The organism is Paenimyroides tangerinum (assembly GCF_003865405.1).
GTDB lineage: Bacteria > Bacteroidota > Bacteroidia > Flavobacteriales > Flavobacteriaceae > Flavobacterium > Flavobacterium tangerinum.
The window spans coordinates 23,978-49,658 of the sequence record NZ_RQVQ01000012.1; the positions used below are offsets into that span (position 1 = coordinate 23,978).

General features: G+C 28.4%; 23 protein-coding genes. 8 read left to right on the plus strand and 15 right to left on the minus strand.

Translation table 11 applies throughout. The features are described from left to right. The first annotated feature begins 590 nt into the window (after positions 1 to 590). A complete protein-coding gene (locus tag EG240_RS06650) occupies positions 591 to 1,826 on the plus strand; it encodes a DUF445 domain-containing protein (RefSeq protein ID WP_125018619.1) in 1,236 nt (411 codons plus the stop codon). Positions 1,827 to 1,858: 32 nt separating this feature from the next. Here EG240_RS06650 and EG240_RS06655 read toward each other — a convergent pair whose 3' ends face one another. The 5 genes from EG240_RS06655 to EG240_RS06680 all read right to left on the minus strand — a co-directional run bounded on the left by EG240_RS06655 (position 1,859) and on the right by EG240_RS06680 (position 7,451). Beyond that, a complete protein-coding gene (locus EG240_RS06655) occupies positions 1,859 to 2,704 on the minus strand; it encodes an N-acetylglucosamine kinase (protein WP_125018620.1) in 846 nt (281 codons plus the stop codon). A 34-nt stretch (positions 2,705 to 2,738) separates the two neighbouring features. Beyond that, positions 2,739 to 3,743, minus strand: coding sequence for a type I glyceraldehyde-3-phosphate dehydrogenase (gap, locus tag EG240_RS06660; protein WP_125018621.1), 1,005 nt, complete (start codon positions 3,741 to 3,743; stop codon positions 2,739 to 2,741). Between the two features lie 18 nt (positions 3,744 to 3,761). Continuing rightward, entirely contained in the window at positions 3,762 to 4,751 is a 990-nt protein-coding gene (gene pfkA, locus EG240_RS06665) for a 6-phosphofructokinase (protein WP_125018622.1), read from the minus strand. A 457-nt stretch (positions 4,752 to 5,208) separates the two neighbouring features. Next, on the minus strand, positions 5,209 to 6,357 hold the full coding sequence (locus EG240_RS06675; RefSeq protein ID WP_125018623.1) for a hypothetical protein: 1,149 nt from the start codon (positions 6,355 to 6,357) through the stop codon (positions 5,209 to 5,211). 395 nt (positions 6,358 to 6,752) lie between these two features. Then, positions 6,753 to 7,451, minus strand: a complete 699-nt coding sequence (locus EG240_RS06680) for a DUF1826 domain-containing protein (protein WP_125018624.1) — start codon at positions 7,449 to 7,451, stop codon at positions 6,753 to 6,755. Positions 7,452 to 7,611: 160 nt separating this feature from the next. On the opposite strand from EG240_RS06680, the gene EG240_RS06685 reads away from it, so the two are divergent. Together EG240_RS06685 and EG240_RS06690 are read left to right on the plus strand one after the other, a co-directional pair. After that, positions 7,612 to 8,976: an FAD-dependent monooxygenase gene (locus EG240_RS06685; RefSeq protein ID WP_125018625.1), complete on the plus strand. Its 1,365-nt coding sequence runs from the start codon at positions 7,612 to 7,614 to the stop codon at positions 8,974 to 8,976. Positions 8,977 to 9,180: 204 nt separating this feature from the next. Next, entirely contained in the window at positions 9,181 to 9,747 is a 567-nt protein-coding gene (locus tag EG240_RS06690) for a PD-(D/E)XK nuclease family protein (RefSeq protein ID WP_125018626.1), read from the plus strand. Positions 9,748 to 9,862: 115 nt separating this feature from the next. Here EG240_RS06690 and EG240_RS06695 read toward each other — a convergent pair whose 3' ends face one another. From EG240_RS06695 to EG240_RS06725, 7 genes are all read right to left on the minus strand, one after another. After that, entirely contained in the window at positions 9,863 to 10,381 is a 519-nt protein-coding gene (locus tag EG240_RS06695) for a C40 family peptidase (RefSeq protein ID WP_203229295.1), read from the minus strand. Positions 10,382 to 10,442: 61 nt separating this feature from the next. Then, complete coding sequence (locus EG240_RS06700; protein WP_125018628.1) at positions 10,443 to 12,314, minus strand: DUF349 domain-containing protein; 1,872 nt, start codon at positions 12,312 to 12,314, stop codon at positions 10,443 to 10,445. A 98-nt stretch (positions 12,315 to 12,412) separates the two neighbouring features. Then, positions 12,413 to 13,141 (minus strand): shikimate dehydrogenase family protein, encoded by a 729-nt coding sequence (locus tag EG240_RS06705; protein ID WP_125018629.1) that lies wholly within the window; start codon positions 13,139 to 13,141, stop codon positions 12,413 to 12,415. A gap of 43 nt (positions 13,142 to 13,184) precedes the next feature. After that, positions 13,185 to 14,579 carry a tetratricopeptide repeat protein gene (locus tag EG240_RS06710; protein ID WP_125018630.1) on the minus strand — a complete coding sequence of 465 codons (1,395 nt, stop codon included), beginning with the start codon at positions 14,577 to 14,579 and terminating at the stop codon, positions 13,185 to 13,187. Positions 14,580 to 14,668: 89 nt separating this feature from the next. After that, positions 14,669 to 15,862: an aspartate aminotransferase family protein gene (locus EG240_RS06715; RefSeq protein WP_125018631.1), complete on the minus strand. Its 1,194-nt coding sequence runs from the start codon at positions 15,860 to 15,862 to the stop codon at positions 14,669 to 14,671. A 4-nt stretch (positions 15,863 to 15,866) separates the two neighbouring features. Further along, positions 15,867 to 17,534, minus strand: a complete 1,668-nt coding sequence (locus tag EG240_RS06720; RefSeq protein WP_125018632.1) for an OstA-like protein — start codon at positions 17,532 to 17,534, stop codon at positions 15,867 to 15,869. Positions 17,535 to 17,631: 97 nt separating this feature from the next. Beyond that, on the minus strand, positions 17,632 to 18,402 hold the full coding sequence (locus tag EG240_RS06725) for a sulfite exporter TauE/SafE family protein (RefSeq protein WP_125018633.1): 771 nt from the start codon (positions 18,400 to 18,402) through the stop codon (positions 17,632 to 17,634). 103 nt (positions 18,403 to 18,505) lie between these two features. Here EG240_RS06725 and EG240_RS06730 point away from each other — a divergent pair, with 103 nt between their 5' ends. The 3 genes from EG240_RS06730 (at position 18,506) to EG240_RS16470 (ending at position 19,889) form a co-directional block, all read left to right on the plus strand. Then, positions 18,506 to 19,273: a hypothetical protein gene (locus EG240_RS06730; protein ID WP_125018634.1), complete on the plus strand. Its 768-nt coding sequence runs from the start codon at positions 18,506 to 18,508 to the stop codon at positions 19,271 to 19,273. 12 nt (positions 19,274 to 19,285) lie between these two features. Beyond that, complete coding sequence (locus tag EG240_RS06735; protein ID WP_125018635.1) at positions 19,286 to 19,684, plus strand: hypothetical protein; 399 nt, start codon at positions 19,286 to 19,288, stop codon at positions 19,682 to 19,684. 61 nt (positions 19,685 to 19,745) lie between these two features. Beyond that, a complete protein-coding gene (locus tag EG240_RS16470; RefSeq protein ID WP_158611997.1) occupies positions 19,746 to 19,889 on the plus strand; it encodes a hypothetical protein in 144 nt (47 codons plus the stop codon). 33 nt (positions 19,890 to 19,922) lie between these two features. On the opposite strand, the gene uvrB is transcribed toward EG240_RS16470, so the two are convergent. Continuing rightward, on the minus strand, positions 19,923 to 21,926 hold the full coding sequence (gene uvrB / locus EG240_RS06740) for an excinuclease ABC subunit UvrB (RefSeq protein WP_125018636.1): 2,004 nt from the start codon (positions 21,924 to 21,926) through the stop codon (positions 19,923 to 19,925). Between the two features lie 559 nt (positions 21,927 to 22,485). On the opposite strand from uvrB, the gene EG240_RS06745 reads away from it, so the two are divergent. Both EG240_RS06745 and EG240_RS06750 read left to right on the plus strand, forming a co-directional pair. Beyond that, a complete protein-coding gene (locus EG240_RS06745) occupies positions 22,486 to 23,220 on the plus strand; it encodes a hypothetical protein (RefSeq protein WP_125018637.1) in 735 nt (244 codons plus the stop codon). Positions 23,221 to 23,275: 55 nt separating this feature from the next. Continuing rightward, positions 23,276 to 23,737, plus strand: a complete 462-nt coding sequence (locus tag EG240_RS06750) for a hypothetical protein (protein ID WP_125018638.1) — start codon at positions 23,276 to 23,278, stop codon at positions 23,735 to 23,737. Positions 23,738 to 24,361: 624 nt separating this feature from the next. Here the strand turns inward: EG240_RS06750 and EG240_RS06755 are convergent. After that, entirely contained in the window at positions 24,362 to 24,688 is a 327-nt protein-coding gene (locus EG240_RS06755) for a hypothetical protein (protein ID WP_125018639.1), read from the minus strand. Between the two features lie 223 nt (positions 24,689 to 24,911). Further along, complete coding sequence (locus EG240_RS06760; protein ID WP_125018640.1) at positions 24,912 to 25,658, minus strand: SDR family NAD(P)-dependent oxidoreductase; 747 nt, start codon at positions 25,656 to 25,658, stop codon at positions 24,912 to 24,914. Positions 25,659 to 25,681: the final 23 nt, after the last annotated feature.

The window sequence follows — 25,681 nt, forward strand, 5'->3', positions numbered from 1 at the left end:
TAACTTTTTTGAGTCACTACAAAATGATAGGATTTAATACTAAATACAACTCGCTGAAATTTTTTTAGTCCTCAACTTTTTTAATTGATGATTTTGAACTTCATGTCTCGAAATGTTGAATAATACAAAAGTTAATTTTTTGATTGCTTTATTTATAATTTTATAACAAACTACATTGAAATTCCATTTTATAATAATAAAAATTTTTTCAATATAACTTAAATTTAAAAAAGCAAAAAAAACATCAATTATAAAATAGAATACACTAAATTTATTAACTAAAAACAATCATAAACAAAATCTATACACAAAGTTTAAATATTATATTTTCAATTGTTTAAAACTAATTATATAAACAAAAAGTTTAATTATATTTATGAAGAACAATTTAAAAATAAAACACCTAATAATTTTTAATAACTAAAAAAATACAAAAAAAAATAGAATTAGTTATGAGATTAATTTTAAAAATATAAATAAAAAATGACTTTTTAATTCTCAAAAAAATTAAAAATTCAACAAAATTTTTCAATAAATATTTAAAACAAATCCAATTTGATTTTCGTAGATTTATAAAAATACTTTTACGAATGAACATAAAAAAACAACAATTAAAAAAGCACAAATTAATTGCTACAGGTTTATTTGTTTTAATGGCGATTGTTTATGTTTTAATGTTGCTACTCTCCAAACACAATCATCAATCTTGGATGAATTATGTAAAAGCTTTTTCAGAAGCTGGAATGGTCGGAGCATTAGCAGATTGGTTTGCGGTCACTGCCCTATTTAAATATCCGTTAGGAATAAAAATTCCGCATACCAATTTAATTAATAATAATAAAGATGCTCTTGGTGAAAATTTAGGAAGCTTTGTAAGTGAAAATTTTTTAAACCAAGCAACTATTCGTCCGTATGTTACCAAAATTGATTTGAGCGGTTTTATTGTAAATTGGATTTCAAATGAAAAAAAATTTAATAAAACAACAGTTGAAATTAGAAAAGTTCTAAAGAGTATTCTTTTAAAAATTGATGATAAAGAAGTTATTCTAATAATTTCATCAAAAGGAAAAGACATTTTAAATGATTTAAACCTTCAAGAATTGGTTTCTAAAGGACTTTTTTACGCAGTTGAAAACAATGAACATCAACGTCTGATTTCATTACTTATTCCACAAGCGAAACTTTATGTAGAAAATAATAAAGAAGCTATTTATGACAAAGTTGTCGAAAAGAATCCAATATTAGGCTTGATTGGTGGAAAAGCAATTACAAATCAATTAATTTCTGGAATTATTTCTTTCCTTGATGATATTCAAAATAATGGCAATCATAATATCAGAAATGAAATAACAACTAAATTATACGAAATATGTGAATCTATTAAAACAGATGAAAACTGGAAATCGCGTTTCGATAATTTAAAAGAAGAATTTATAACTGATGAAAAACTTCAAGATTATGCTTCAAAACTTTGGGAGAATACAAAATCAAATTTAGTTTCTAATTTAGAAGATGAAAATTCAGCTTTGAATCAATATATTGAAAAATATTTAAAAGAAATACGTCAAAACCTTGTTGAAAACGAAAGTACAAAAGCTAAAATCAATAAAACAGTTCATAAATTCATTTATAAACTAGCTTTGAGAAATAGTAATGAAATCGGAAATATCATTTCAAAAACAGTAAAAGACTGGGACGGAAAAGAAATGAGCGATAAATTGGAATTGGAAGTCGGGAAAGATTTACAATTTATTCGAATTAACGGAACATTAGTAGGCGGTATTGTGGGATTATTAATTTACAGTTTAACCGTATTTTTTACATAAAAAAAGTTCAGATTTTTATCTGAACTTTTTTCTTATTTATAGAAATTTATTAATCCATCTAAAGGTTTCTGATAAAACTTACCAGCTATCAAACCATTTTGTTTTAAAATTTTCTCAAAATTATCTTGAAATAAAAATGCTACTGAACCTACAAAATGAACTGGAACTTCAGCAAAATTTTCAAACTGTTTGATATAATTATTTACAAAAAATAAAATTTGATTATCAATCAATTCACAAAAAAAAGGTTCATTCTTATTTTCGACTAAAAAAGGTAAAAACGAAGCCAAATAAGCATTCGGATTTTCTGTTTTATAGAAACGATTTTTTATCGTATCAGAATTTAAATCGTACGAAGCAGCAAATTTTAAACGTAAATCTTCAGGCATTGTTTTAAAAAAATAAGCACGAATCATTTCACGTCCAAATTGCACGCCACCACAATCATCCATAGCCAAATAACCTAATGAATCAATAGCCTGAATAACCTCTTTACCGTTGAAATAACTGCAATTAGAACCCGTTCCATTTATACAAACTATTGCCTGTTCGTTTTCCTTACAAGTAGCAAAAACAGCTGCATACGTATCTTCTTTTACTACAAAACTATTGGTAGCTATAAAAAACTTTCCCAAAGCAATTCGCATCATTTCTTTAGAACGAGGTGTTCCACAACCCGAACCATAAAAATGAACTTCCTCAACTTTAGTTTGCAAAACCATTAAATCTTCAGAAATATTTAATCGTTTCAAAATCTCATCTTCAGAAACTACTTCTGGATTTAATCCTAAAGTTGCAAAGGTTTTGACAAAAATACCATCAGAATCAAATAAAATCCAATCCGATTTAGTTGAACCGCTATCAACAATTAATTTCATATTTTAAACTTGATTATTTCACACAAAAATAGGTTTATTTTACCGATTTTAAGTGTACAATTAAATCTAAAAGTTTAGCAGAATATCCGTATTCATTATCATACCAAGCTACAATTTTAAAGAAAGTTTCGTTAAGTGCAATCCCTGCGTCCGCATCAATAATTGCTGTATGTGTATCTGAAACAAAATCTTGCGAAACAACAGGTTCATTTGTGTAACCAAGAATCCCTTTGTATTCATTTTCAGAAGCTTTTCTAAAAACATCCATTATATTTTGATAGGTTGTTGGTTTAGCTAATTTTACGGTTAAATCAACAACAGAAACATTAGCAACCGGAACTCTAAATGACATTCCCGTTAGTTTACCTTTTAACGAAGGAATCACTTTTGTTACTGCTTTTGCCGCTCCTGTACTTGAAGGAATGATATTATTTAAAGCAGAACGTCCACCACGATAATCCTTTTTAGACGCACCATCTACAACAGCTTGAGTTGCTGTAGCAGCGTGAACTGTGGTCATTAATCCTTCTTCGATTCCGAAATTGTCATTCAAAATTTTTGCAACTGGAGCCAAACAATTTGTAGTACAACTTGCGTTAGAAACCACAGTATTTTCAGAAGTAATTTCGTTGTGATTTACGCCCATTACAAACATTGGAACTTCATCTGAAGGGAAAGATAAAACTACCTTTTTTGCTCCTGCTTTAATATGAGCTGAAGCTGCATCCATCGTTTTAAAAATACCCGTACAATCAGCAACAATTTCAGCGTTGATTTCGTTCCATTTTAAATTCGCAGGATCTTTTTCGGCAGTAATTCTAATTTCATTACCATTTACAACTAAATTACCATTATTTGTTTCAATTGTTCCTTTAAATTGACCGTGAACCGAATCATATTTTAAAAGATAAGCCAATTGTTCAACATCCATTAAATCATTAATTGCAACAACTTTAATATCATTTCTTTCGAATGATTCACGTAATAATAATCGACCAATTCGACCAAAACCGTTAATTCCAATATTTACTTTTTCCATTTTCATTTTTTTTTATTTTTATATAGATAATATATCTGATATTCTAATTAATTCTTCATCAACTGATGTTTCACCTTTAATTGCTTTTTCTAATGGAGTTGTATCCACTTGGTCGTTAATTAATCCAACCATTAATTGAGATTTCCCTAACATTAATAATTCAACAGCTTTCACCCCTAATCGACTTGCCAAAACACGGTCAAAACAAGATGGCGCTCCTCCACGTTGCATATGTCCTAAAACAGAAACACGAACATCGTATTCAGGAAGGTTTTCTTCGACGTATTCACTTAATTCAAAAACATTTTTACCAATTTTTCCACCTTCAGAAACCACAACAATACAAGAAGATTTTCCAGATGCTTTACTACGTTTAAGTTTTTCTAATAGTTTTGGTAAACCAATATTTTCTTCAGGAATTAAAATTTCTTCGGCTCCTGCACCAATTCCAGTATTTAAGGCAATATGTCCTGCATCACGTCCCATAACTTCGACAAAAAACAAACGTTTATGAGAAGTTGCAGTATCTCTAATTTTATCAATTGCATCAATAGCAGTATTCAAAGCTGTATCAAATCCAATAGTATGACTCGTTCCTACAATATCATTATCGATAGTACCAGGAATTCCAATAACCGGAATATCAAATTCTTTACTAAAGATTAAACCGCCCGTAAAACTTCCGTCTCCGCCAATTATGATTAATCCATCGATTTCATGTTTCTTTAGATTTTCATAAGCTTTTGCTCTACCTTCGGGAGTAATAAATTCTTTTGAACGAGCAGATTTTAGAATTGTTCCGCCTTTACTTACAATGTATTTAACATCACGAGGTCCAAGAACTTTAAAATCACCTTCTATCAAACCTTGCAAACCACGAAAAACACCAATACAATTGATTTCATAAAATGCACATGAACGAACAACTGCACGAATGGCAGCATTCATACCTGGAGCATCTCCTCCAGAAGTTAAAACAGCTATATTTTTTATTTTGTTAGATTTCATATTCTTTAGTTGATATTAGTAAATTTACGGAAATAACTAGAATTTTCAATAATATATTATTGTTTAATTTATGAATTTTAGATTCATTTTTTACATAAACTCTTTTTTATGACAACAACTCCAGAACACGATGCCAAAATAGCTAAAATGATATTTGCGTCGGTCTATCCACATTATGTGAAAAATATTAGTCTTCTTTAAAAATAATATCAGACTATCTATTTTTTAGTTACTTTTAAATCGATTTTATAATATTTTACCAATTGAAAAAAGTATCAAAAAAATAATATATCTTCTAATTTTGTTTTACGAATTTCCTAAAAAAAACATAGATTAAATTCATAAATGCACTAGTATCTATGAGTTGAATCTGTGTATCTAAAGTCAAAAGAAATTGTTTTTATACTATTTTCTTGTAAAAAAAATATTTCCCCAATGTTTTTATTTGAGGATTTTATTAGTGATTATAATCAACAGTAAAAGGCATTCCTCCAAGTTTGCTTTTAAATTCATCTGACTTTGCAATTTCTGCTAATTCTTTGGAAACAATAGTAATTATTGTTTTAAACTCCTGTATTGAAAGAATATAATTTTCCAATTCCTTTTTTATAATTAATTCTTCTTTTGAATTGCTAATATCGGCTAGTATTTTACTTGAATTATTTATATCGTCAGAAAAATTTTTAATTATCATTTTTATAATTTTTTCATTATCTGACCAAGTGATTTCCATATTGTTTAAATTTTCTTTGTTAATTTCTGCATTACTTAGTTTCGAATCAATACTTTCAAATAGATAAATTATTTCTTGTTTCTTTAATTGCATTTGATAAAGAATTACTGCATCTGTCTTTTTATCTATTTCATTATAAATTAGTTTAATGTTGTTGAAATTTATTTTTCCGATTTTTGCCGCTACAAAATCTAATTTATCTGTTCTTTGTATATAGAATTCGGTATATTTTAAATTACCTTTTTTTTGAATATTGAAAGAATGACCCATGTAACCTGTTTGTATTCCATCATTATTAACAGAAATCATTTCTGCTAATTGAACTGGGTTTATTATATTTAAGTTGATATTATCATTGAAATATTTAGGTTTTGGAGTGGATAAATCTAATGTAGAGTAGTCAACTGTTTTTAACATTTCAAATAATTCATTTTTTTTTGATTTTAGATTTTCAACATTTTGAAAATAAATCTGTTTGTTGATGGGAGAAAAAGTTAAAATATAACAGTTTTCATCTTTTAAATTACCTAAGTGAAACTTAATTTTCAAACTATCGTTTTTTATATCTACGTCATAAATACTATCTATAAGTTCATTTTTTTCATCAACGTAACGAACATTAGAAAAGGATATTAGGTCCTTTGTTTTCATTTTTTTTTCATATGGATATAAAATAAATAATGAATCGTCTTTTTTAGAAAGATGAAGTTGCATTTCTTCAATCATTTCCATGTAAGCCGTTAGTATTCCTGCCTTAATGGGTGTTTTGTTAACTTTAGTTACACTTTCGGCTTTCCAATAAGTTTCTGTAACTTGTCCATATGATTGAAAACAAAAAAGAACAATTAAGGATGTAAGGATATATTTTTTCATTTTTTATCTACTTGGATTAATACCATTATTTAATAGAATAAGGTTACATATTAAAAATTAAAGCGTAAAGTTTTGATTCTCTAATTTTTCAAATTGATTTAAAAATAAATAAAAATATTTAACAAAAATATTTTTGTTAACAAAATAAGTGTTCTTTTTTAATTTATGTTATTTTGTTATATGAAAAATACAATTTTAATATTAAAATGATATTCTTAATTGTTTTGGAAACAGAAGTACAAATGCTTCTTCGAATTCTTAAATTCGATTATAAAGAACTTTAGTATACAACTTATAGCTGTAAAGGATAGAGCTTTATTCTTGTTCCAATTAACTAAAATTTCAACTAATTCTAGTTTTTTTTTGATCAAATTAAAAAAGTGTATAGAACAAATCTAACAGATTAATAATAACCGCAATTCATTTTTGTTTTCTTTTGGAGCTCGATGTACACAAGGCGGAACAAGTTGTTGCGGATTTTTAACAGCCAATCTCCAAAGATTTCCTAAACCCAAATTGATTGGTTCTGCGTTTGTATTTGCTTGATAGTGTAAATCGAAATAAAATTCTTCTAGAAACAATTCAAATTCATCATCGGAACCGTCGTGTAATTCTTTTAATTTGCTTCTTATTTCTGGTATTAAAATTTTTTGAGTAACAGAATCGTTTGGTAAAATATCACTTGAAGCTCCAAAATAAGTACATAAAAAAGTATCGGTTGAAATAGGTGAAGAATCAACGTGATATGAATATACATCTGTGGAAATAAAATCTAATGTATCATCTCGTTCGTAACATTTTAATAAATTAAGAGTAGGTGAAGCTCCTAATTCTGACAATAATTTTAAATCTTCAATTATAATTTCTCGTGCTTTATCGCCATTTTCTGAAAGATTCAAATTCATTAAATCATCAATCGTGATTATTGTAATATCTTCATGAAGTATTAATTTGTTTACTATTTCTTCAAAATCACCAATTAAATTTCTATTCCAACAATGTGCATTTATAATTCCTTCGAAAGGTGTTTCAATCAATTCATTAAAATTAGAAAAAAACTTTATTTGATTATTTTTTTGAATATTATGACTCATGTTTTTCATGTAGAATTTGACGATATTCTTACAAAAGTAAGTATTAAATTTTGAGTAAAATCTATTTTGAATTACGATTTTATAATTGATTAAAAACCAAATAATGAATAATCATTTAAAAGTTTCCTTTATTTTTGTTGTACTTTAAATTGAAAAATTGATGCATTGGATTGTTTGTGAATCATGTTTAGGAATCGGAAAAAAAAAGCAAAAAAGCAGTAAGAAAGCGAGTCAAATTGAATCTTCAAATACATTTTTTAAAAAGTGTACAAAATGCGATGGAAAAGGAATTGTTTCAAGCGCCGAATTTCCAAAACCCGATATTCAGAAATTTCCTCATATTGCTATAATTGGTCTTGGAATTGGTGGAATTACTTTAGCAGTTGCTTGTTTGCATCGAGGTATTCCATTTACAATTTTTGAACGTGATGATTCTTTTAATTCGCGTTCTCAAGGCTATGGACTTACGCTGCAACAGGCAAGTAAAATTACAAAAGCACTTGGAATTGAACATTTCGAAAATGGAATTGTTTCTTCTCGTCATATTGTTCACGATATTTCAGGAAACGTTTTAGGAACTTGGGGTAAACGCAAATGGATTCCTGAAGAAAATGTCAATTTTTCTAAAAAAACAAATTTACATATTGCGCGTCAAGAATTGCGTTTGATGTTGTTGAATCAATTGAAAAATGAAAAGTTTATTCATTGGAATCATCAATTGATTGATTTTGATTCAGATAAAAACATCGGAAATACGTTACATTTCTTAGTAGATGGAGTTGCGAAAAAATTTAATGCAGATTTAATTGTTGGAGCAGATGGAATTCGCAGTGTTGTTCGAAATCAATTATTAGGTTCAGATTATAAACCACTACGATATTTAGGATGTTTGGTTGTTTTGGGCATTTGTTCTTTGCAAAAATTACAACATTTAAAATCAGATTTGTTAGATTCTGCTACTGTTTTTCAGACTGCAAATGGAAACGAGCGAATTTATATAATGCCATATTCTCAAGATTCGGTGATGTGGCAATTGAGTTTTCCGATGGATGAATCAGATGCAATTGCTTTGAGTAAAAAAGGTGCAACTTTTCTTAAGCAAGAAGCAATCAATCGTACAGATTGGCACACTCCGATTCCTGAAATTATTTTTGCTACAGATGAGAGTTTAATTACGGGGTATCCTGTTTATGACCGAGAAGTACTTAAAACTGAACTTACTGAACTTGATAAACCCGCTACATTGATCGGAGATGCGGCTCATCCAATGAGTCCGTTTAAAGGACAAGGTGCAAATCAAGCGATGTTGGATGGTTTGGCTTTAGCAAGAAAAATTTATGCAAAATATAAATTTAAAGATTATGATAAATCATCAATTCGTAAAGTTGTTTTAAATGATTTTGAATTTGATATGATTTCAAGAAGCTCAATTAAAGTGAAAGAATCAGCCGCTGCTGCAGAATTTCTACATTCGACAGACGTTTTAATTGAAAGCGATCAACCACGTCGAAAAATTAATGATTAGTTGAAGTTTTGAAAAAATCTACAAATGTTAAATTATTTGACATCAGGGTAAACCCTTAGTGTTCTTTATTTTGATTCATTTAAATTTACATATCTTTTAAACACATTTTTTTTTTTTACAATAGGAAAGTTATCGAAATCAAATATTGATTTCGATAACGAATCCTAATTTTCTATTAGCCAAAACCAAAATTAAAATACTATTATGTCAAACACATTACCACAATTTTTCAATTACGAAGAAAATAAAGTTGACGCTGGATATGAAGCGTTACACGATTTTTTTTTGAGTTGGACTTTACGTTGCGCTGTCGATGATTATGCTACTTTTGAAAATAAAGTCCAACATTATTCAAAGCGTATATTATTGCATTTAGTTTTTGAAAACGAATTTACACTTTGCAAAATCATTAGTGTAAAAACGAAAAAACAACTTGGTTACATTGATTTATTGGTAGAAGTTACTCTTCAAACAGAAACAGATGAATTAAAAGAATATGTTTTGAATATCGAAAACAAATGGTATTCTAATGTTTTAGATTCTCAGTTAAAAAAATATTCACAAGTATTATCTGATATTTACAGTAATTCAAAGGCCGAAATTGTTTCGGTAGTTCTATTTCCTGATCATTTGAAGTTGGAAGAAAATAGAGAAGTTTGTGAAAAATATAATTATAGAATGGAAACCTTCGAAGTTCTAAAAACGCTGTTTGAAAACGAATCGTATACAGAAAACGATTTGTTTGATGAATTTTGGTTTAAGTTTTATTAAAAAAACAGATAGTATTTTTTAATCGAATGTCAAAAAACATAAAAAAAATCTTAATTGAAACGTTTAAATTCTATTTGAAACGTTTCAATTAAGATTTTCAATTTTTTTGTAAATTTTAGAAAACACTTCCACTTTTAACGAAGTATTTTGAATACCAAACGTCTTCTAAATTAGAAATAATCACACCTTTTTTACTAGAAACATGAACAAACCGATTGTTGTGTAAATAAATGCCAACATGATCAATCTTACCACCTCCAAAAGCAAAGAAAACCAAATCTCCTTCTTTGAGTTTATCTATTTTTTTATTTTTAATTTCTTCGGCCATATCTCGCGAGGTTCGAGGTAATTTTTCTTTATAAATTTCTGTATAAACATTGCTAACAAATCCAGAACAATCAATTCCAGATTTTGTTGTTCCGCCCATTTTATGTGGTGTTCCTAACCAACTATCTATATAAAAATACAGTTTCTCGTTTTTCAAATCTTTTTTTGAAACTTCCAAAAGATTTGCAAAATCTTCTAAACTGTTATTTTTTGATTTTAGAATATGTTTTGAACTGGATGTTTTTCCTTTAGAAGTCGATGCGTTTTTCTTCGAAGCACAACTACTTAAAAGTAAAACTAAGGCCAAGATTTTCAGAAAGCTTGATGTTCTCATACAGCAAAAAAACCGGTATAAAACCGGTTTGTAATTATAAAATTTCTTTTAATTGATTCAATTTATCTTTCCAGATATTTAATTCATCTCTATGCTTATCGATGTTTTTATTAATTTCCTTAATAAACGGATTATCAGATTTTGCATTTGAGAAAAATTGCATATTGTTTTCAAGTTGGAAAATTTCAGAAGTAACTTCTTCAATTTTGCGTTGAACAAACGTAATTTCATTTTGAATTTTACGTTTATCTCCTGTTTCAACCATTTGCTCCAAACGATTGTTATATTTAACCAATTCAGTTTCTTTTTTAGAAAGACTTAATTTGTCAAATAAAGCATCTAAAATTTTATTGAATTTACCTTCAATATGTCTTCTAACTTGCGGAACAGGTCCAATAGCTTTCCAATTTTCAATATGAAGTTTAATTGCATCCAAATCTTCTTTATGATTTCCAACTAACTGAAAATCCTTAAGCTCTTCTAAATATGCCTTTTTCTTATCGAAATTTTCCATTTCTTCAGAAATGTTTTTGTTTCTATCTTTATGTAAACGATCAAAATAATGATTGCAAGCTTCTTTGAATTCTTTCCAAAGCTTGTCAGAATATTTTTTCGGAACGTGACCAACTTTCTTCCATTCTTCCTGAATTTGTTTCATTATTGGCGTTACTTGATCAAAATCATTGCTTGTGTTTAATGATTTAGCTTTTTCAATTAATGCCATTTTCAAATTCAAATTATCTTGCTGATCGCGTTTGATATCTTTATAGAAAGCATTTTTTTGAACATTGAATAAACGAGTTGCTTCCTTAAAAGCATCCCAAGTTTGTTCGTTATGTTCTGCAGGAACTTTACCGGTTTTAAAGAATTTAGCTCTTAATTCTTCAACTTTTGAAATAGCATCCTGCCACTGATTATGTGATTTTGAATCGTTTTTAGCTAAATCGTTAAGTTGAGCAATAAATTCAAGTTTAATGTTTAAATTTTGGTCTTCTCTAGAACGTAATTCAACATAAATTGCTTCACGACGATCATGTAATTGCTTTGTAATATCACTGAATTCGTTCCAAATAGTATCTCTATGTTCTTTTGAAACTGGTCCAATTTGTTCTTTCCAAATTCTGTGATAAATCTGTAATTCTTTAAACGCTTTGTGAATGTCGTTTTGTTCTAATAATTTTTTAGCAGATTCAATTAAATTTTGTTTTTTCTCTAAATTTTGTTTGAAATCCCAATCACGAGCTTCGCGATCTAAATGCAATTGGTCGTAAAAACGTTCCATGTGAAAATGATAATTATTCCAAACATGGTTATAATTATCTCTTGGAATTGCACCAGCTTTTCCCCAACGTTCTCTGATGTTTTGGATATCTTTTAATGCTGTAGAAATATTTTCCGTATTATCAATCAAGTTTTTTAGTTCTTCAATTAAAGCTTTACGCGTAGCTAAATTGTTTTTTAAATTATCTTGAATTGATTGAAAATGTTTATTTCTTTTATTTCTATAAGTATTAAAAATAGAATCAAAATTATTTTTTACAACCGAATTATATTCGAAATCTAATATTGTATTTTCAGTATTTTCATCCAGAAAAGCTTGTTTTTTCTCTTCGATGAAAATATAATATTTGTTTGAAAATGCTTTTTTAATTTGCTCAACGTGATCGCGAACAGTCATAACATTATAATTAGAAACTAAATTATCCAATTCAGTAACTAATTCTTCCAGCGAAAGTGCTTCGTAATCTTTGGTAGGAATATCTACATTTTCTGAGCTTTCCTCATTTTCATGTTCTTCTGCGTTTGAAACATTGATTGATTCAATTGCATCAAGATTTTGAACAATATTTTGTTCATTTTCACTTCCGTCTGTGTTTAACAGGTTATCATTTCTTTCTTCTAACATTATTTAAATGCTTAAGTTTAACATTATTTTTTTGAAAGGTAATAAATCAATTTTTATTATCAAAGGAAACAAAGGATTTATGTTAAAATTTATTAAGATTAACTGTTCCAAATTTCCCAAGCTTTCTCTGCTTGCAGAATTAACATTTGCAATCCGTTTATTGTAATTGCTTTATTTTCTTTAGCTTTTTGTAAGAACTTTGTTTCTTGTGGGTTATAAATCAAATCGAATGCAATATGATTTTCTGTAAAAAAAGAGTAGGGCAGGTTTGGACAATTTTCAACATCCGGAAAAGTTCCAATTGGTGTAGTATTTATAATAATTTTTGCTACTTCAAATTCTTTTTTAGACAAATCTTCGTACGAAATTTCATTCGATTTCGGATTTCTTGATACAAATTGGTAGTCAATTTTTAATTTCTTTAAAGCAAAAGCAACCGCTTTACTAGCTCCGCCTGTTCCCAAAATCAAAGCTTTTGTATGATGCGATTTCAAATGTGGTATTAATGACTCATAAAAACCATAAAAATCGGTATTAAATCCTTCTAGGCTTCCGTCTTTATGAACTTTAATCGTATTTACTGCTCCAATTTCTTGTGCATCTTGATTTAAATTATCCAAAAAAGGAATAATTGTTTCTTTGTATGGAATCGTTACGTTATAACCTTGATTTTGATTTTCGAAAACGAACAAGATTTCTTTAATATCTTTAATATCGAAATTCACATATTCGCAATCAACAATCTTTTCAGACTCAAATTTCTGTTTGAAATAATTTCTCGAAAATGAATAATCGATATTTTTGCCAATTAATCCGTATGTTTTCATCTTTAATTAGAAATGGTTATACCTTTTTCGTATAACCATTTATTTAGTTTTTATGTTTTTGAATGTGTTCTTGTATCAAAGGATTTGCCCAAACGCTAGGGAAATTTTCTTCAAGAATTGTGTGATTTTTAAAGTTTAAATGTAAAGCATTCGTTAAATGATAAAATGCCTTTTCAGTTTGTTCTTCAATAAAATATAATCCACCTAAACGATATTCGATTTCAAACTCATCATTATGAATTTCAGAAGCTTCTAAAAGTTTTTGAATCGCACCTTCAAATTCGCCTAAAAATTGCAAAGTATCTGCCCAATATAACCAAGTATCTAAAAACAAATCTCCTAATTCAACAGCTTTTGAATAACCAAGAGCAGCTTCTTCAAAGAAATTTAATTCTTTATTGATTACAGCAAATCTTCTCCAATATAATTTGTTTTGATCATCAATTCCTAAAGCTTTGTTTACATAAAATAAGGCTTTCTGGAAATTCCCTAATTTGATGTAGAAATCAGTTATTGCAATCCAACCTTTATCTAAAAGTGGATCTTCATGAACCGTTTTTAAATAATATTTCAATGCTTTTTGATTTTGATTCAAAGCTTCATAACAGGTTCCAATTCTTAAGAAAACGTAAGATGAAGCATCATCAATTTCAAGTGTTGTATTGTAACTATCAATCGCTTTTTTATATTCTTTTAAACTTTCATAAGCTTTTCCTTTTTCAAGATGAGCTCCAATAAAATGTTCGTCAATAATCGTAGCAAAATCAAACGCTTGAACTGCCTTTTGATAATCCTTTACGTTCATATGTTGACGTCCTAATTGATGCCAAGCGACCTCACTATAAGGTTGTTGGTCTATGAATTCGTTTAAGAATTTAATAGCTTGAGTGGGTTGATCTAAAAAGTCATAGCAATAAACGATGTTGTATAAAGCACTTTGATCTTCATCATCATTTTCTAAGCACTTAATAAAATAATATTTAGCATTTTCCAATTCATCGATGTACAAATATTCCATTCCGATTAATGAATAAACATCGGCTAAATCATCTGTTAATCCTAAAGCAATATTCAGTGTATCGATTGCCTTTTTATGTTCTCCTTTTTTTGAATAAATACTCGCATGTTGAATGTATGCTTCTTCATTCTTTGGGTCTATTCTATAGATTTCTTGGATTAGTTTTTCTGCAGCATCTAGTTTGTCATTAAACACCAACATTTCTATTTGAACTAATTTTAATCCAATAGAATTTGGATGTTGTTCCAAAGCTAATTTCAATGCTTTCTTAGCTAAATTTAATTTGCCAGAATCCATATAATGCAAGATGATATTCTCAAATTCTTCCGAATCGAAAAATAACACTTTATTGGTTTTTAACATGGATTCAAATTTAGATAAGGATAAACCTAAATTTTCATCTTCGTCATTCATGAACATATTTCCTTTTTTAGCTTTTAATAAATTTATGAATTAACTAAGCAAATGTTTACTAAAAAAAACATAATTATAAACAAAATAATCAACAATTATTCGTTGTTTTCTTGTTGTATTTCGTTTAATGCTTCGATTATGATTTCACAACCGATTTTAATTTCATCTTCGCTTATTGTTAATGGAGGTGTGATGCGAATGGCTTTACCTTCGAACATCAACCAAAATAAAATCAAGCCTTTTTCTTTACATTTTAAAATCACTTGATTGGTTATTTCATCCGATGGTGTCATCGCTGCTAACATCAAACCTAAACCGTGAATACCAGTAATTAATGGGTGAACCAAATACTTACGGAATAATTGTTCTTTTATCAAAGTCTGTTCCATTAAATCGGTTTCTAGCAATTCTTTTAAAGTAGTTAAACTTGCGGCAGCAATTACAGGATGTCCACCAAAAGTTGTAATGTGTCCACATTTTGGGTCGTGAGCTAACAAATCCATATGTTTTTCATTTGCAGTAAAAGCGCCAACTGGCATTCCACTTGCCATTCCTTTTCCCATTACCAAAATATCCGGCACCATTTCATAGTTTTGAAATCCGAATAATTTTCCCGTTCTACCAAATCCTGGTTGAATTTCGTCTAAGATTAACATAGTACCTGTTTCGTCACATTTTGCACGAACTTTCTTTAAGAAATCGTTTTTAGGTGTTATAAAACCAGCACTTCCTTGAATGGTTTCTAAAATAATTCCAGCTGTTTTAGTTGTGATTTTATCTAAATCTGCTTCGTTATTAAACGTAATAAAATCTACATTCGGTAACAACGGACGAAATGCACCTTTGCGTTCTTCGTTTCCTAAAACGCTCATTGAACCTTGTGTGTTTCCGTGATATGCGTTTACGCAAGAAATAATTTGACTACGTCCAGTAACGCGTTTTGCTAATTTCATCGCGCCTTCAACTGCTTCAGTTCCTGAGTTTACTAAATACGTTTTGTTTAATGAACTTGGTAAATTTTCTGCCAATAGTTTACAAAACTCAACGGCTGGTTTTTGGATGTATTCTCCATAAACCATAACGTGCATATATTTATTCAATTGTTCCGTAATAGCAGCTAATACTTTGGGATTGCTGTGTCCTAAGGTACAAGCAGAAACTCCAGCTACAAAATCTAAATGTTTTTTGCCGTCTGTGCTGTAAATATAACTTCCGTTTGCGTGAGAAATTTCAACTTCTAACGGATATAATGTGGTTTGAGCTTGATATTTAAAAAAATCTTGCTTCATTTGATTACTTAATTTTTTGTATTTTATTTTTAACACCTTTCGATTTGAAATTCTTTGTTTCTTTCTGAATTTCAATCGGTTTTTCTGCTGTTTCTTGTTGAATTTCTGCCTTTTCTTGTATGGCAACTTCAGCTTCGAGTTCGTCTGGAGGGAAAATTTCTTCGGCAGAATTTATTTTTTCATTACCTCGCCAATTAAATCCTCGGAGTTTTCGAATACTTTCAGGAAACTCATCAGGTGGGTAAGTCATCGCTTCGGGATTAACAAAACGTGTTGCTGTTGTAATTTTGTTATCTTCTAATTCTAAATGAATTTTACTGCAAATTCCTTTATCAATTCCAGTTAAAACATCATCTTCATCATATAAATAATAAATCATTTCAGAGTTTTGAATCAAATCAATTTCTGAAATCTTATTATCTCTAAATTTTCCAAATAGATTGATTCCTTTTGCTTGATTGTATCCCGTTCCTAATGTATCTCGTTCAATGACAAACGCATCAGTTAAAACTTTCAACGAATCTAATTTTTCTGTAATTGGATTGTTTAATATTTGGATTAATTTTCCGGTGATTTGACTTTCTCCTTTAAAAATAACTGGATTTCCAAAAAGTTCAGTTAATCCAATTTTTTGTGTCATGTGTAAAGAATCTCCTTTTGCACTCATATCTGGAGTTCTAAACATTCTAGCGTTTTTAAATCCACTGATTTGACGTTCTTTATCTGGTCCTGTGATTATAATATTTTTGGCATAGAAATAAACCGAATCTGTTTCTACCAAACTTTTTACTAAAGGTTTTTTTGTTATGTAAATCGAGTCTTTTGCTTGATAAACTTCAGCAAAATGACTAGTCATAATCATTTTGTTTTTCGGATCAGTTACCTTAACATTATTGATTAATTTCGAATATGATTTTTTTTGATCGTAATAGATTTCGTCTCCTTCAATTCGTTTTTCATCATGAAGAATGTATGAATTTTTAATCAATTTTCCTACATCATTTTGTGTGTCATAAAATCCATTTTCGGTATAAATAAAATCTTCTTTACTTGTAATGGTTGAAGGTCCAAATAAATAAGCATGTCCAGAAACTTCATAAAAATCTAAATGATTTGTTTCGATTACATTTTCTGGATTTGTTAAAACGACTTTTTCTCGAAATTCATAGCGTTGATCTGCTGTAAAATATTTTCCAACTTTACTTTTCAACGTGTTGGTTTTATTTACAATTGTAGCATGATCATTGTAATACGCAACCCCGTTTATTTTATCATAATAAACAGTTTCAGAAGTCAAAGAAGATTCTGGAGAACGCATTACAACATTTCCTTGAGCATAAGCAATACCATCTTTTCCGTTATATTCTGCATATTTACTATCTAATGAAAGTGTATCATTCTGAATCAAATGTACATTTCCAAAAAGTTTAATATAATTTTCAGCCTGAAAAAGATAGGCTTTATTACAAAAAATATACATGCTATCGTGCTGTGCTTCTATATTTCCGGTCAAAATAATTGCTCCTGGAATTTCGTTTTGATCCGCATTTGTAAAATCAGCATGAATGATTTCAATTTTACTTCCTTTATTAGCAGGAGTTTGATTCTGAGCGAATAAAGAAGTAAATCCGCTAAATAAGAAAAATATATAAGCTAAAAATAGTTTTTTCAATGTTGTCAAAATTTCTTCAAAATTACAGAAAAAAAACGGGATTAAATTTTCATTGTGAAGAATTTATACACAAAAATAGAAGTTGGATTTCTAATTATTAAAATGTTTGATAAATGTCGTAAGCAAAACGTAAAATTGATAAGAAAATCACGAATATTAAAAATTTTCTAACAATAGTATTTCCTTTTTTAATTGCGAATTTTGAACCTAAATAACCACCAAGTCCGTTTGAAATTGCCATTGGAATTGCAATTGCCCAAATCACTTTTCCTTTTATTAAAAAAAGACAAATCGAACCGAAATTGGTAGCTAAATTCACCAATTTTGCATGTGTGTTTGCGCTTAAAAAATCCATTTTTAAGAAAGTTACAAAACAAATCATAAAAAAAGTTCCAGTTCCTGGACCTATAAAGCCATCATACAATCCAACAATAATACTGATAAGAACAGCATAAATGAGTAATTTCTTTTTGTTTATGGTTTTTGCAGTTGCCATTCCGAAATCTTTTTTTAGAAGTGTAAAAATTCCCATTCCTATTAATATAACAAGTAATAATGGTTTCATGAAATCATTATTTACAATCGTTAAAAAATAGGATCCGATATAAGCAGAAAAAAAAGCTAAACTCGCCATTAACGTAAATAATTTCCAATGAATTTTTACTTTTTTGATGTATTGAGTTAAAGCGACAGAAGTTCCAAAAAATGCGGGAATTTTTAAACTCCCAACAACCGTAGCAACTGGTATTTGTGGTAATATGGTTAGAGTTAATGGTGTTTGAATTAATCCGCCACCGCCAACTATCGAATCTACAAATCCTGCAATAAATGCAATCAAGCACAAAAGTGCTATTATTTCAAATGTCATGATATTAAAAATGCAAATTTACTGCAACATCTTGATTTTCTTTTGGGTTTATGGTTAAAGTTTATTCTTATTTTGTATTTTAGTTTTTTAAATCAAATTAAATATGAACTTATTAAAAGCTGTATATAGTTTTGTTGCTTTAGGATTATTATTTTCTTGTTCGGATGAGATTTCTGAACCTAATGTTGATAATCATCAATCTATTTTTTTAAAGAAAACAAATTCTCAATGGAACGAAAATGATTTGTATCAAGTGAAATCGTATCAAATTAGAAATTTAAAAAAAATAGAACATTCAAACTCTTTTAAATTAGAAGAAGGTTTGTTAATTGAAGCTATTTCAGAAAAGGAATATGAAAGCGCAAATCAGAATAAATACAGACATTATTTAAAAGATACTTTGGCTTTGGTTAAAATCAATAAATCGATTCATATCGAAAAGACAGTTTTAACAGATAAATTTTCTAAAAATGGAAGTTCTGAATTTTATAATTATTTGGGATATTTTCCAATTTTAAATCAGTATTTGGTTCGAGGTGAATATTTAGATAGTTTGGATTATAAAATGATTGATAAAAATTCTGGACAAATCAAGCAGTCTTTGGTTAGCTATCCAATTATTTCTCAAAATGCCAATTTTATTACGGTTTGTAAAACAAATGAATTTGAAAATCTAACCTATTTTGAAATTTACAATTATGAAAATGGTTTATATAAAAATGCTTTCAGGGCAATTTTTACAAATTGGCGTGTAGTTGATTTCGAACAACATGCTTTTTGGAGTAAAGATGGCATTTTTTATTTAAAAGTTGACCGAATGAATAACGAAGAATCAAGTGAAGAAACGTTTTTGAAAATCACATTGAATTAAAAATTTAGAAAAATGAAAAAAGTACAATTTTTTAGTTTGTTTATAAGTTTGATATTATTGAGTTGCAGTAATTCAAATGATGAAGCAGAAAATTGTTTGGACTACAAACATGCTTTTATTACAGCTGTAAATGTAGAACCAATGACAGTTAATATGAATGAAGATTTACCTATTGATTTATCTTATTTTATAGAAAATTCATGTGGTTCATTTTACACTTTCGATGTGAATCGAAATAATAAAACTTACGAAATAAAAGTAAAAGCTAAGTACGAAGGTTGTCAATGTAACGAAATTGCAGGAAACCTTGAAACGACTTATCATTTTAGATCGCCTGAGTCGGGAATTTATACTTTAAATTTTTATACATCAGCTTCTGAATTTGTGACCAAAGTAGTTTATGTGGAATAAAAATCTATTCAGATTTATTCAGGTTTAATAAATTTACTAAATTTGATAAAAATTATATAAAATGGAGTTTGTATTTTTAACCATGGCAATTATTGTAATTGGTATGTATGCTTATAGAGCGATGACACGTAAGAAAAAGGAAAGAGAATATTTTCCGGATGATTTTAACCCAGACGGTTCTGAAAAAACGTATAAAAAGAAATAACTATCTCAAATCTGAGATAGTTTTTTTATGAGTTTATTTTTCAAGTGCATTTTGCAATTCTTTGATTTGATCTCTCAATTTTGCAGCTTGCATAAAATCTAAATCTTTAGCAGCCTTTTCCATTGCTTTGCGTTTCTCACGAATGGCTTTTTCAATATCTTTATTATTGTTATATTCAATTTTAGGTTCGGCAGCTAAATTTACTTGTTCGTTTTGTTCATAACTTGATGGTTTCCCTGAAATTGCACGACTCATACTATCGTCAATTTTTTTGTTTAATGCTTTCGGAACCATATTATGTTTTTCGTTATAAGCCATTTGTTTTGATCTACGATAATTGGTTTCATCGATTGTTTTTTTCATGCTGGCAGTGATTTTATCTGCATACATAATCGCTTTTCCATTTACGTTTCTCGCCGCACGACCAACAGTTTGTGTTAATGAACGAGCACTACGTAAAAAACCTTCTTTATCTGCATCAAGTATCGCAACTAAAGAAACTTCTGGTAAATCTAATCCTTCACGAAGTAAGTTAACTCCAATTAAAACATCGAAAATTCCTTTTCGCAAATCTTGCATGATTTCAACGCGTTCCAATGTATCAACATCTGAATGAATGTATCGACATCGAATACCAACCTTTGTAAAATATTTAGCTAATTCTTCGGCCATTCGTTTGGTTAAAGTTGTAACCAAAACACGCTCGTCAATTTCAACACGTTGATGAATTTCTTCAATCAAATCATCAATTTGATTTTCACTAGGACGAACTTCAATAATCGGATCTAATAAACCCGTTGGACGAATGATTTGTTCAACGTAAACGCCTTCAGATTTTTGTAATTCATAATCGGCTGGAGTTGCAGAAACGTAAATAACTTGATTTTGCAAGGCTTCAAATTCTTCAAATTTAAGTGGGCGGTTATCCATTGCCGCAGGTAAACGAAATCCGTATTCAACCAGATTTTCTTTACGTGAACGATCGCCACCGTACATTGCGTGAACTTGTGAAACCGTAACGTGACTTTCATCAATTATCATCAAATAATCCTTGGGAAAGTAATCCAACAAACAGAAAGGACGTGTTCCTGGTAAGCGTTGATCTAAATAACGTGAATAGTTTTCGATTCCAGAACAATATCCCAATTCTCGAATCATTTCCAAATCAAAATTTGTTCGTTCTTCTAAACGTTTGGCTTCTAGATGTTTTCCGATTTCTTTAAAATAATCAACTTGTTTAACCATATCTTGTTGAATTTCCCAAATGGCATTTTGTAATACATCTGGTGAAGTCACAAACATATTTGCTGGATAAATATTCAACATTGGAAAACGTTCAATAACTTTTAACGTTTCTCTATCAAAACTTTCTATTTCTTCAATTTCATCACCAAAAAAATGAACTCGGTAAGGATCATCTGCATAACTTGGAAAAATCTCAACCGTATCTCCTTTGATTCGGAAATTTCCATGCGAAAATTCAGCTTCAGTTCTTGCATATAAACTTTGAACCAATTGATGTAATAATTGCGTTCGTGTTATTACTTGATCTCTTTCAAGTGTGATTACATTTTTTTGAAATTCTACGGGATTTCCTATACCATATAAACATGAAACGGAAGCGACAACCAAAACATCTCTTCTTCCAGAAAGTAGGGCAGAAGTAGTGCTTAATCGCAGTTTTTCTAATTCTTCATTAATGGATAAATCTTTTTCAATATAAGTTCCAGTAACTGGCAGATAAGCTTCAGGTTGATAATAATCGTAATAAGAAACAAAATATTCAACTGCATTATTTGGAAAAAATTGTTTGAATTCAGAATATAATTGTGCGGCTAATGTTTTATTATGAGCCAAAACCAAAGTTGGACGTTGTACTTCTTGAATCACATTTGCGACTGTAAAAGTTTTTCCAGAACCTGTTACCCCAAGTAATGTTTGAAATTGTTCTTTGTTATCAATTCCGTTTACTAATTTTTCAATTGCAGCAGGTTGATCACCAGTTGGTTTATATTCTGATTTTAGTTGAAATCCCATGAGTTTTTTCTAATATTCACAAAATTACAATTTGTTATACAATAAAAAAAGTATGTTGTGAAAATCGATTTTATTTTAATTTTTTATGATTATACGTAATTTGAATTAATTTTATATATTTAGTTAACATACAAATAATTTATAGTTTTGATTTACAAACAATTTTGATTAAGAAGTGAATTGTAGTAGGTATCTTAAAGTTCATTGAGCTAAAATTTGACTAAACTGTAAATTCTGACACAGTAAATATTTTTAATAAAAAGTATTCGGACTTATTTTTGTACAAAATGTTACTCAAGAATATTCTTTAGAATGAAAGAATTAATTTGATTTAGATTATTTTACAGTTGAAAAAACTGTGGATGAACAAGAAAAGCTAGCTAGTTATTTTAAAGCAGTTTTTTTGTAAAATAATTACACAAAAAACAAATTGAATAACACAAAATTAAATATCTAATTTAAGTTTTTTTCAGTTAATGGCTCATCAAAACTTGATATATCTGAATTTATAAGAAGTATTATATGGTTCGTAAAGAATATTCAATAAAGATTTATTTATATGACTAATTTTATTTATTATTTCGTTTTTTTGATTGTGTTGGTTTCTTTTTCTAAAAGTTTAACCAAAGAAAATAATATTCATTCAAATTCAATACAAACTGAGTTAAACAATAAACCAATTTTTGGATATCGTTTTCAAATTGTTGGAGATTTTGACGGAAACGGTATTAACGATACCTTGAATGAGCAATTTTATAGCTTGCGAGATAAAAAAGAAACAAATAAATATTATTCGGATATTGATGATGTTTGGGTTTTATATGATTCCGTTTCAAAACGTAAATGTATTTCTTATTTCATAAGTAATTCAAAATTAGATACGTTAAAATATGGTGGTGTTTTAGGTCCCATTTGGATAAAAAACGAAGGCGATTTGGATAATGATGGAGGTGATGAAATTTCAATTGTTGAGAGTTTAGCTCAGCAATCATCAACTAATCAATGTAAGATTTTATCTTATAAAAAAGGAAAATGGTGCGTTATGTATAGTTTCACTGTTCGTGAATGGCAATTTCCACCATTACCACAAGCGGGAAAAAACTATGGAAATTTTGGTGTAAATGACGTTTATGTTTCAACTGATGACTCGCTTAATAATGAAATCGAAAAACAAATGAAAAATTTTAAAGGTTTAATTCAAAAAACTTCAACCAGTAAAATCGCTATTCAAACATTTACTCCTGAAGTAACAGATACTATTATATTTATTGATTTAATAAATTTTGATAATTAAAATAAATATTTGTTAATTTGTTTAATATTATTTATTTTTATTAAAAATTTTAAATATGAAAAAGATTAAAAGATTAAGTTTTGTTTTGTTTACTGTTTCGGTTTTGTTTCTTACATCATGTGGAGGAAATGATAAACCATTAGAAAAAGGAACATCAATTGAATCTACAAAAGTTGCTGTAGATGCCATTTCTAATGATAAAAAAGGAAATGAAGGTAAACGATTTATGATTGAAGGTTATTTAAATTACACGCCTTTACACAGGGTTTATACAAATCGTTATCAAACAGTTTACGTGAACAATGAAGCAAATAGAAAAGGTGATGATATTGCAATAATATCAATGAAATGGGGAGAGAATAGCAAAAATAAAGTTTTTGTACCTGAAACCACTCAAGAAACTGTTTTTTATGATAATGAAGGAAATCCTTTAACATCTGCCGATAAAGTGAATATTTCTTTTTCTGTAATAGAAGGAGAAACGTATCCAGTTGATGTCAGAATAGATAAATTATAGTGTTGACTAGATATGTGTTTCAAAACTTATGTATTTTCTTTGATATTAGGTCTAATAATGAAAAATAGTTGGTAAATCTTCTGAAAATATAATTAATAAAAAGTTATAATAAAGTTTTATGAAACACGTTTCATAAAACTTTTTCTTTTTCTAAAAATGATTTAAAAAGCGATTCTTTGAGTTACATTAGTTTAGATATTTTTGGTTTGGAAAAGCTAAATAATAAGCAAATCTCCTTAAATCAAAATTATCCAAAGAAATAAGGTTTATTTAAGAATGATTCTACTTTTTTTTAGAAATTTTGTTTGGTTAGATTAAAATATTTTTAAAAGTTACATTCAATTAATTCGTTATACAGATGATGAACGTTACGAAGAAATGAGAGAAGATTTGAATAATTTAATTTTGTTGTGAGTTTAGTTCGAAAGTATTACGACAGTTGGATATAAAACAGTATTAATCTCAATATAAAAAACTTTTTCTAATGTTCTTTTACAATGATATTTAGCTCATATCCAAAGAATGTATTGATTATAAAAAAACAATTCCAATTATTTTTTAGTACAATACAAAAAAAGGTCGGAATTTCTTCCGACCATGACTAATCCTAAGCTCGCTTTATTTTTACAATGAGATTTCAAAAGTGTTCTCTAAAAGTTGCAATTCAAATTTAGATTTTAAATCTTCTTTACAGAAATCTGTAGTCGAGAATGTTTTGTGATACTCATAAACAACATCTAAAATTGAATCATCTTGTAAAGCCACTAAATGAATAAATTTTTGTTGTTCACATAAAGTACATTCTTCAATATTTCCTATAATATTTTCGATTTTGTAATTTCTATCATTACATAAATCTAAAATTAATTCGAAAACTTCTAATTCTAAATCTGATTTATTTTCTAATAAAGCAGCTTTCAATAGCAAATTTTTAATGTCTTTCTCTTTCATAGTACATTTTTTTAGTTTAAAAAACAGTTTTTGATATAGCAATTATCTAATACTAATGTACTAATATTCAATTTATTAAAAAAATAAAAATTAAACTTTAACATAAATAAGAATAATGTAATTTACGATGCTCTAATAAATATATAATTACGAAAAAAATAATTTTTGTTAAAAAAGATTTTAATTTTTATTAAATATATTTTACTTTTTAAAGTAGGAAACTTTACTCTTTTAAAAAGTTTATTGCATCTGCTTGATTTTTAGGTAAAATGGTAATATCTGCTAACTGAACGTATTCTGGTTGATTGATTACAAACTCAATAGTTTCAGCAATATTTTCTGCTTGTAGAGCTTCATATCCTTTATATACTGTTTCGGCTCTTTCTGAATCTCCTTTAAAGCGAACTAACGAGAATTCTGTTTCTACCGCGCCAGGAGCTATCGAAGTTACTTTGATTCCTAAGGGAAGAAAATCCAAACGCATTCCTCGTGTTAATGCTTCAACTGCGAATTTTGATGCGCAATAAGTTGTTCCGTTTGTGTAAACTTGTTTTCCTGCAATCGAAGATAAGTTAATGATGTGCTTATTTGAATTTTTACTCATAAACGGTAAAACGGCTTTGGTTACATAAATCAAACCTTTTACGTTGATATCAATCATTGCATCTAGGTCATCTAGTTCAGCATCCTGAAATGTCGCTAAACCGTGTGCATTTCCAGCATTATTAATTAAAACATCAATCGATTTAAAATTATCTGGTAAAGATTCAATAGACTCAAAAACCGCTTTTCTATTTGATACATCAAAGTTTAATGTGGTTACTTCATTTATTAAACCTAATTCTGATTTCAATTTTTCTAATCGTTCATTGCGTCTTCCGCAAAGAATTAATCTGTTTTTTTTTATCAAAAGTCGTGCTGAAGCTTCACCGATACCCGAAGTAGCACCTGTAATTAATATTGTTCTCATTTATAAAATTCTCCTTATTATAT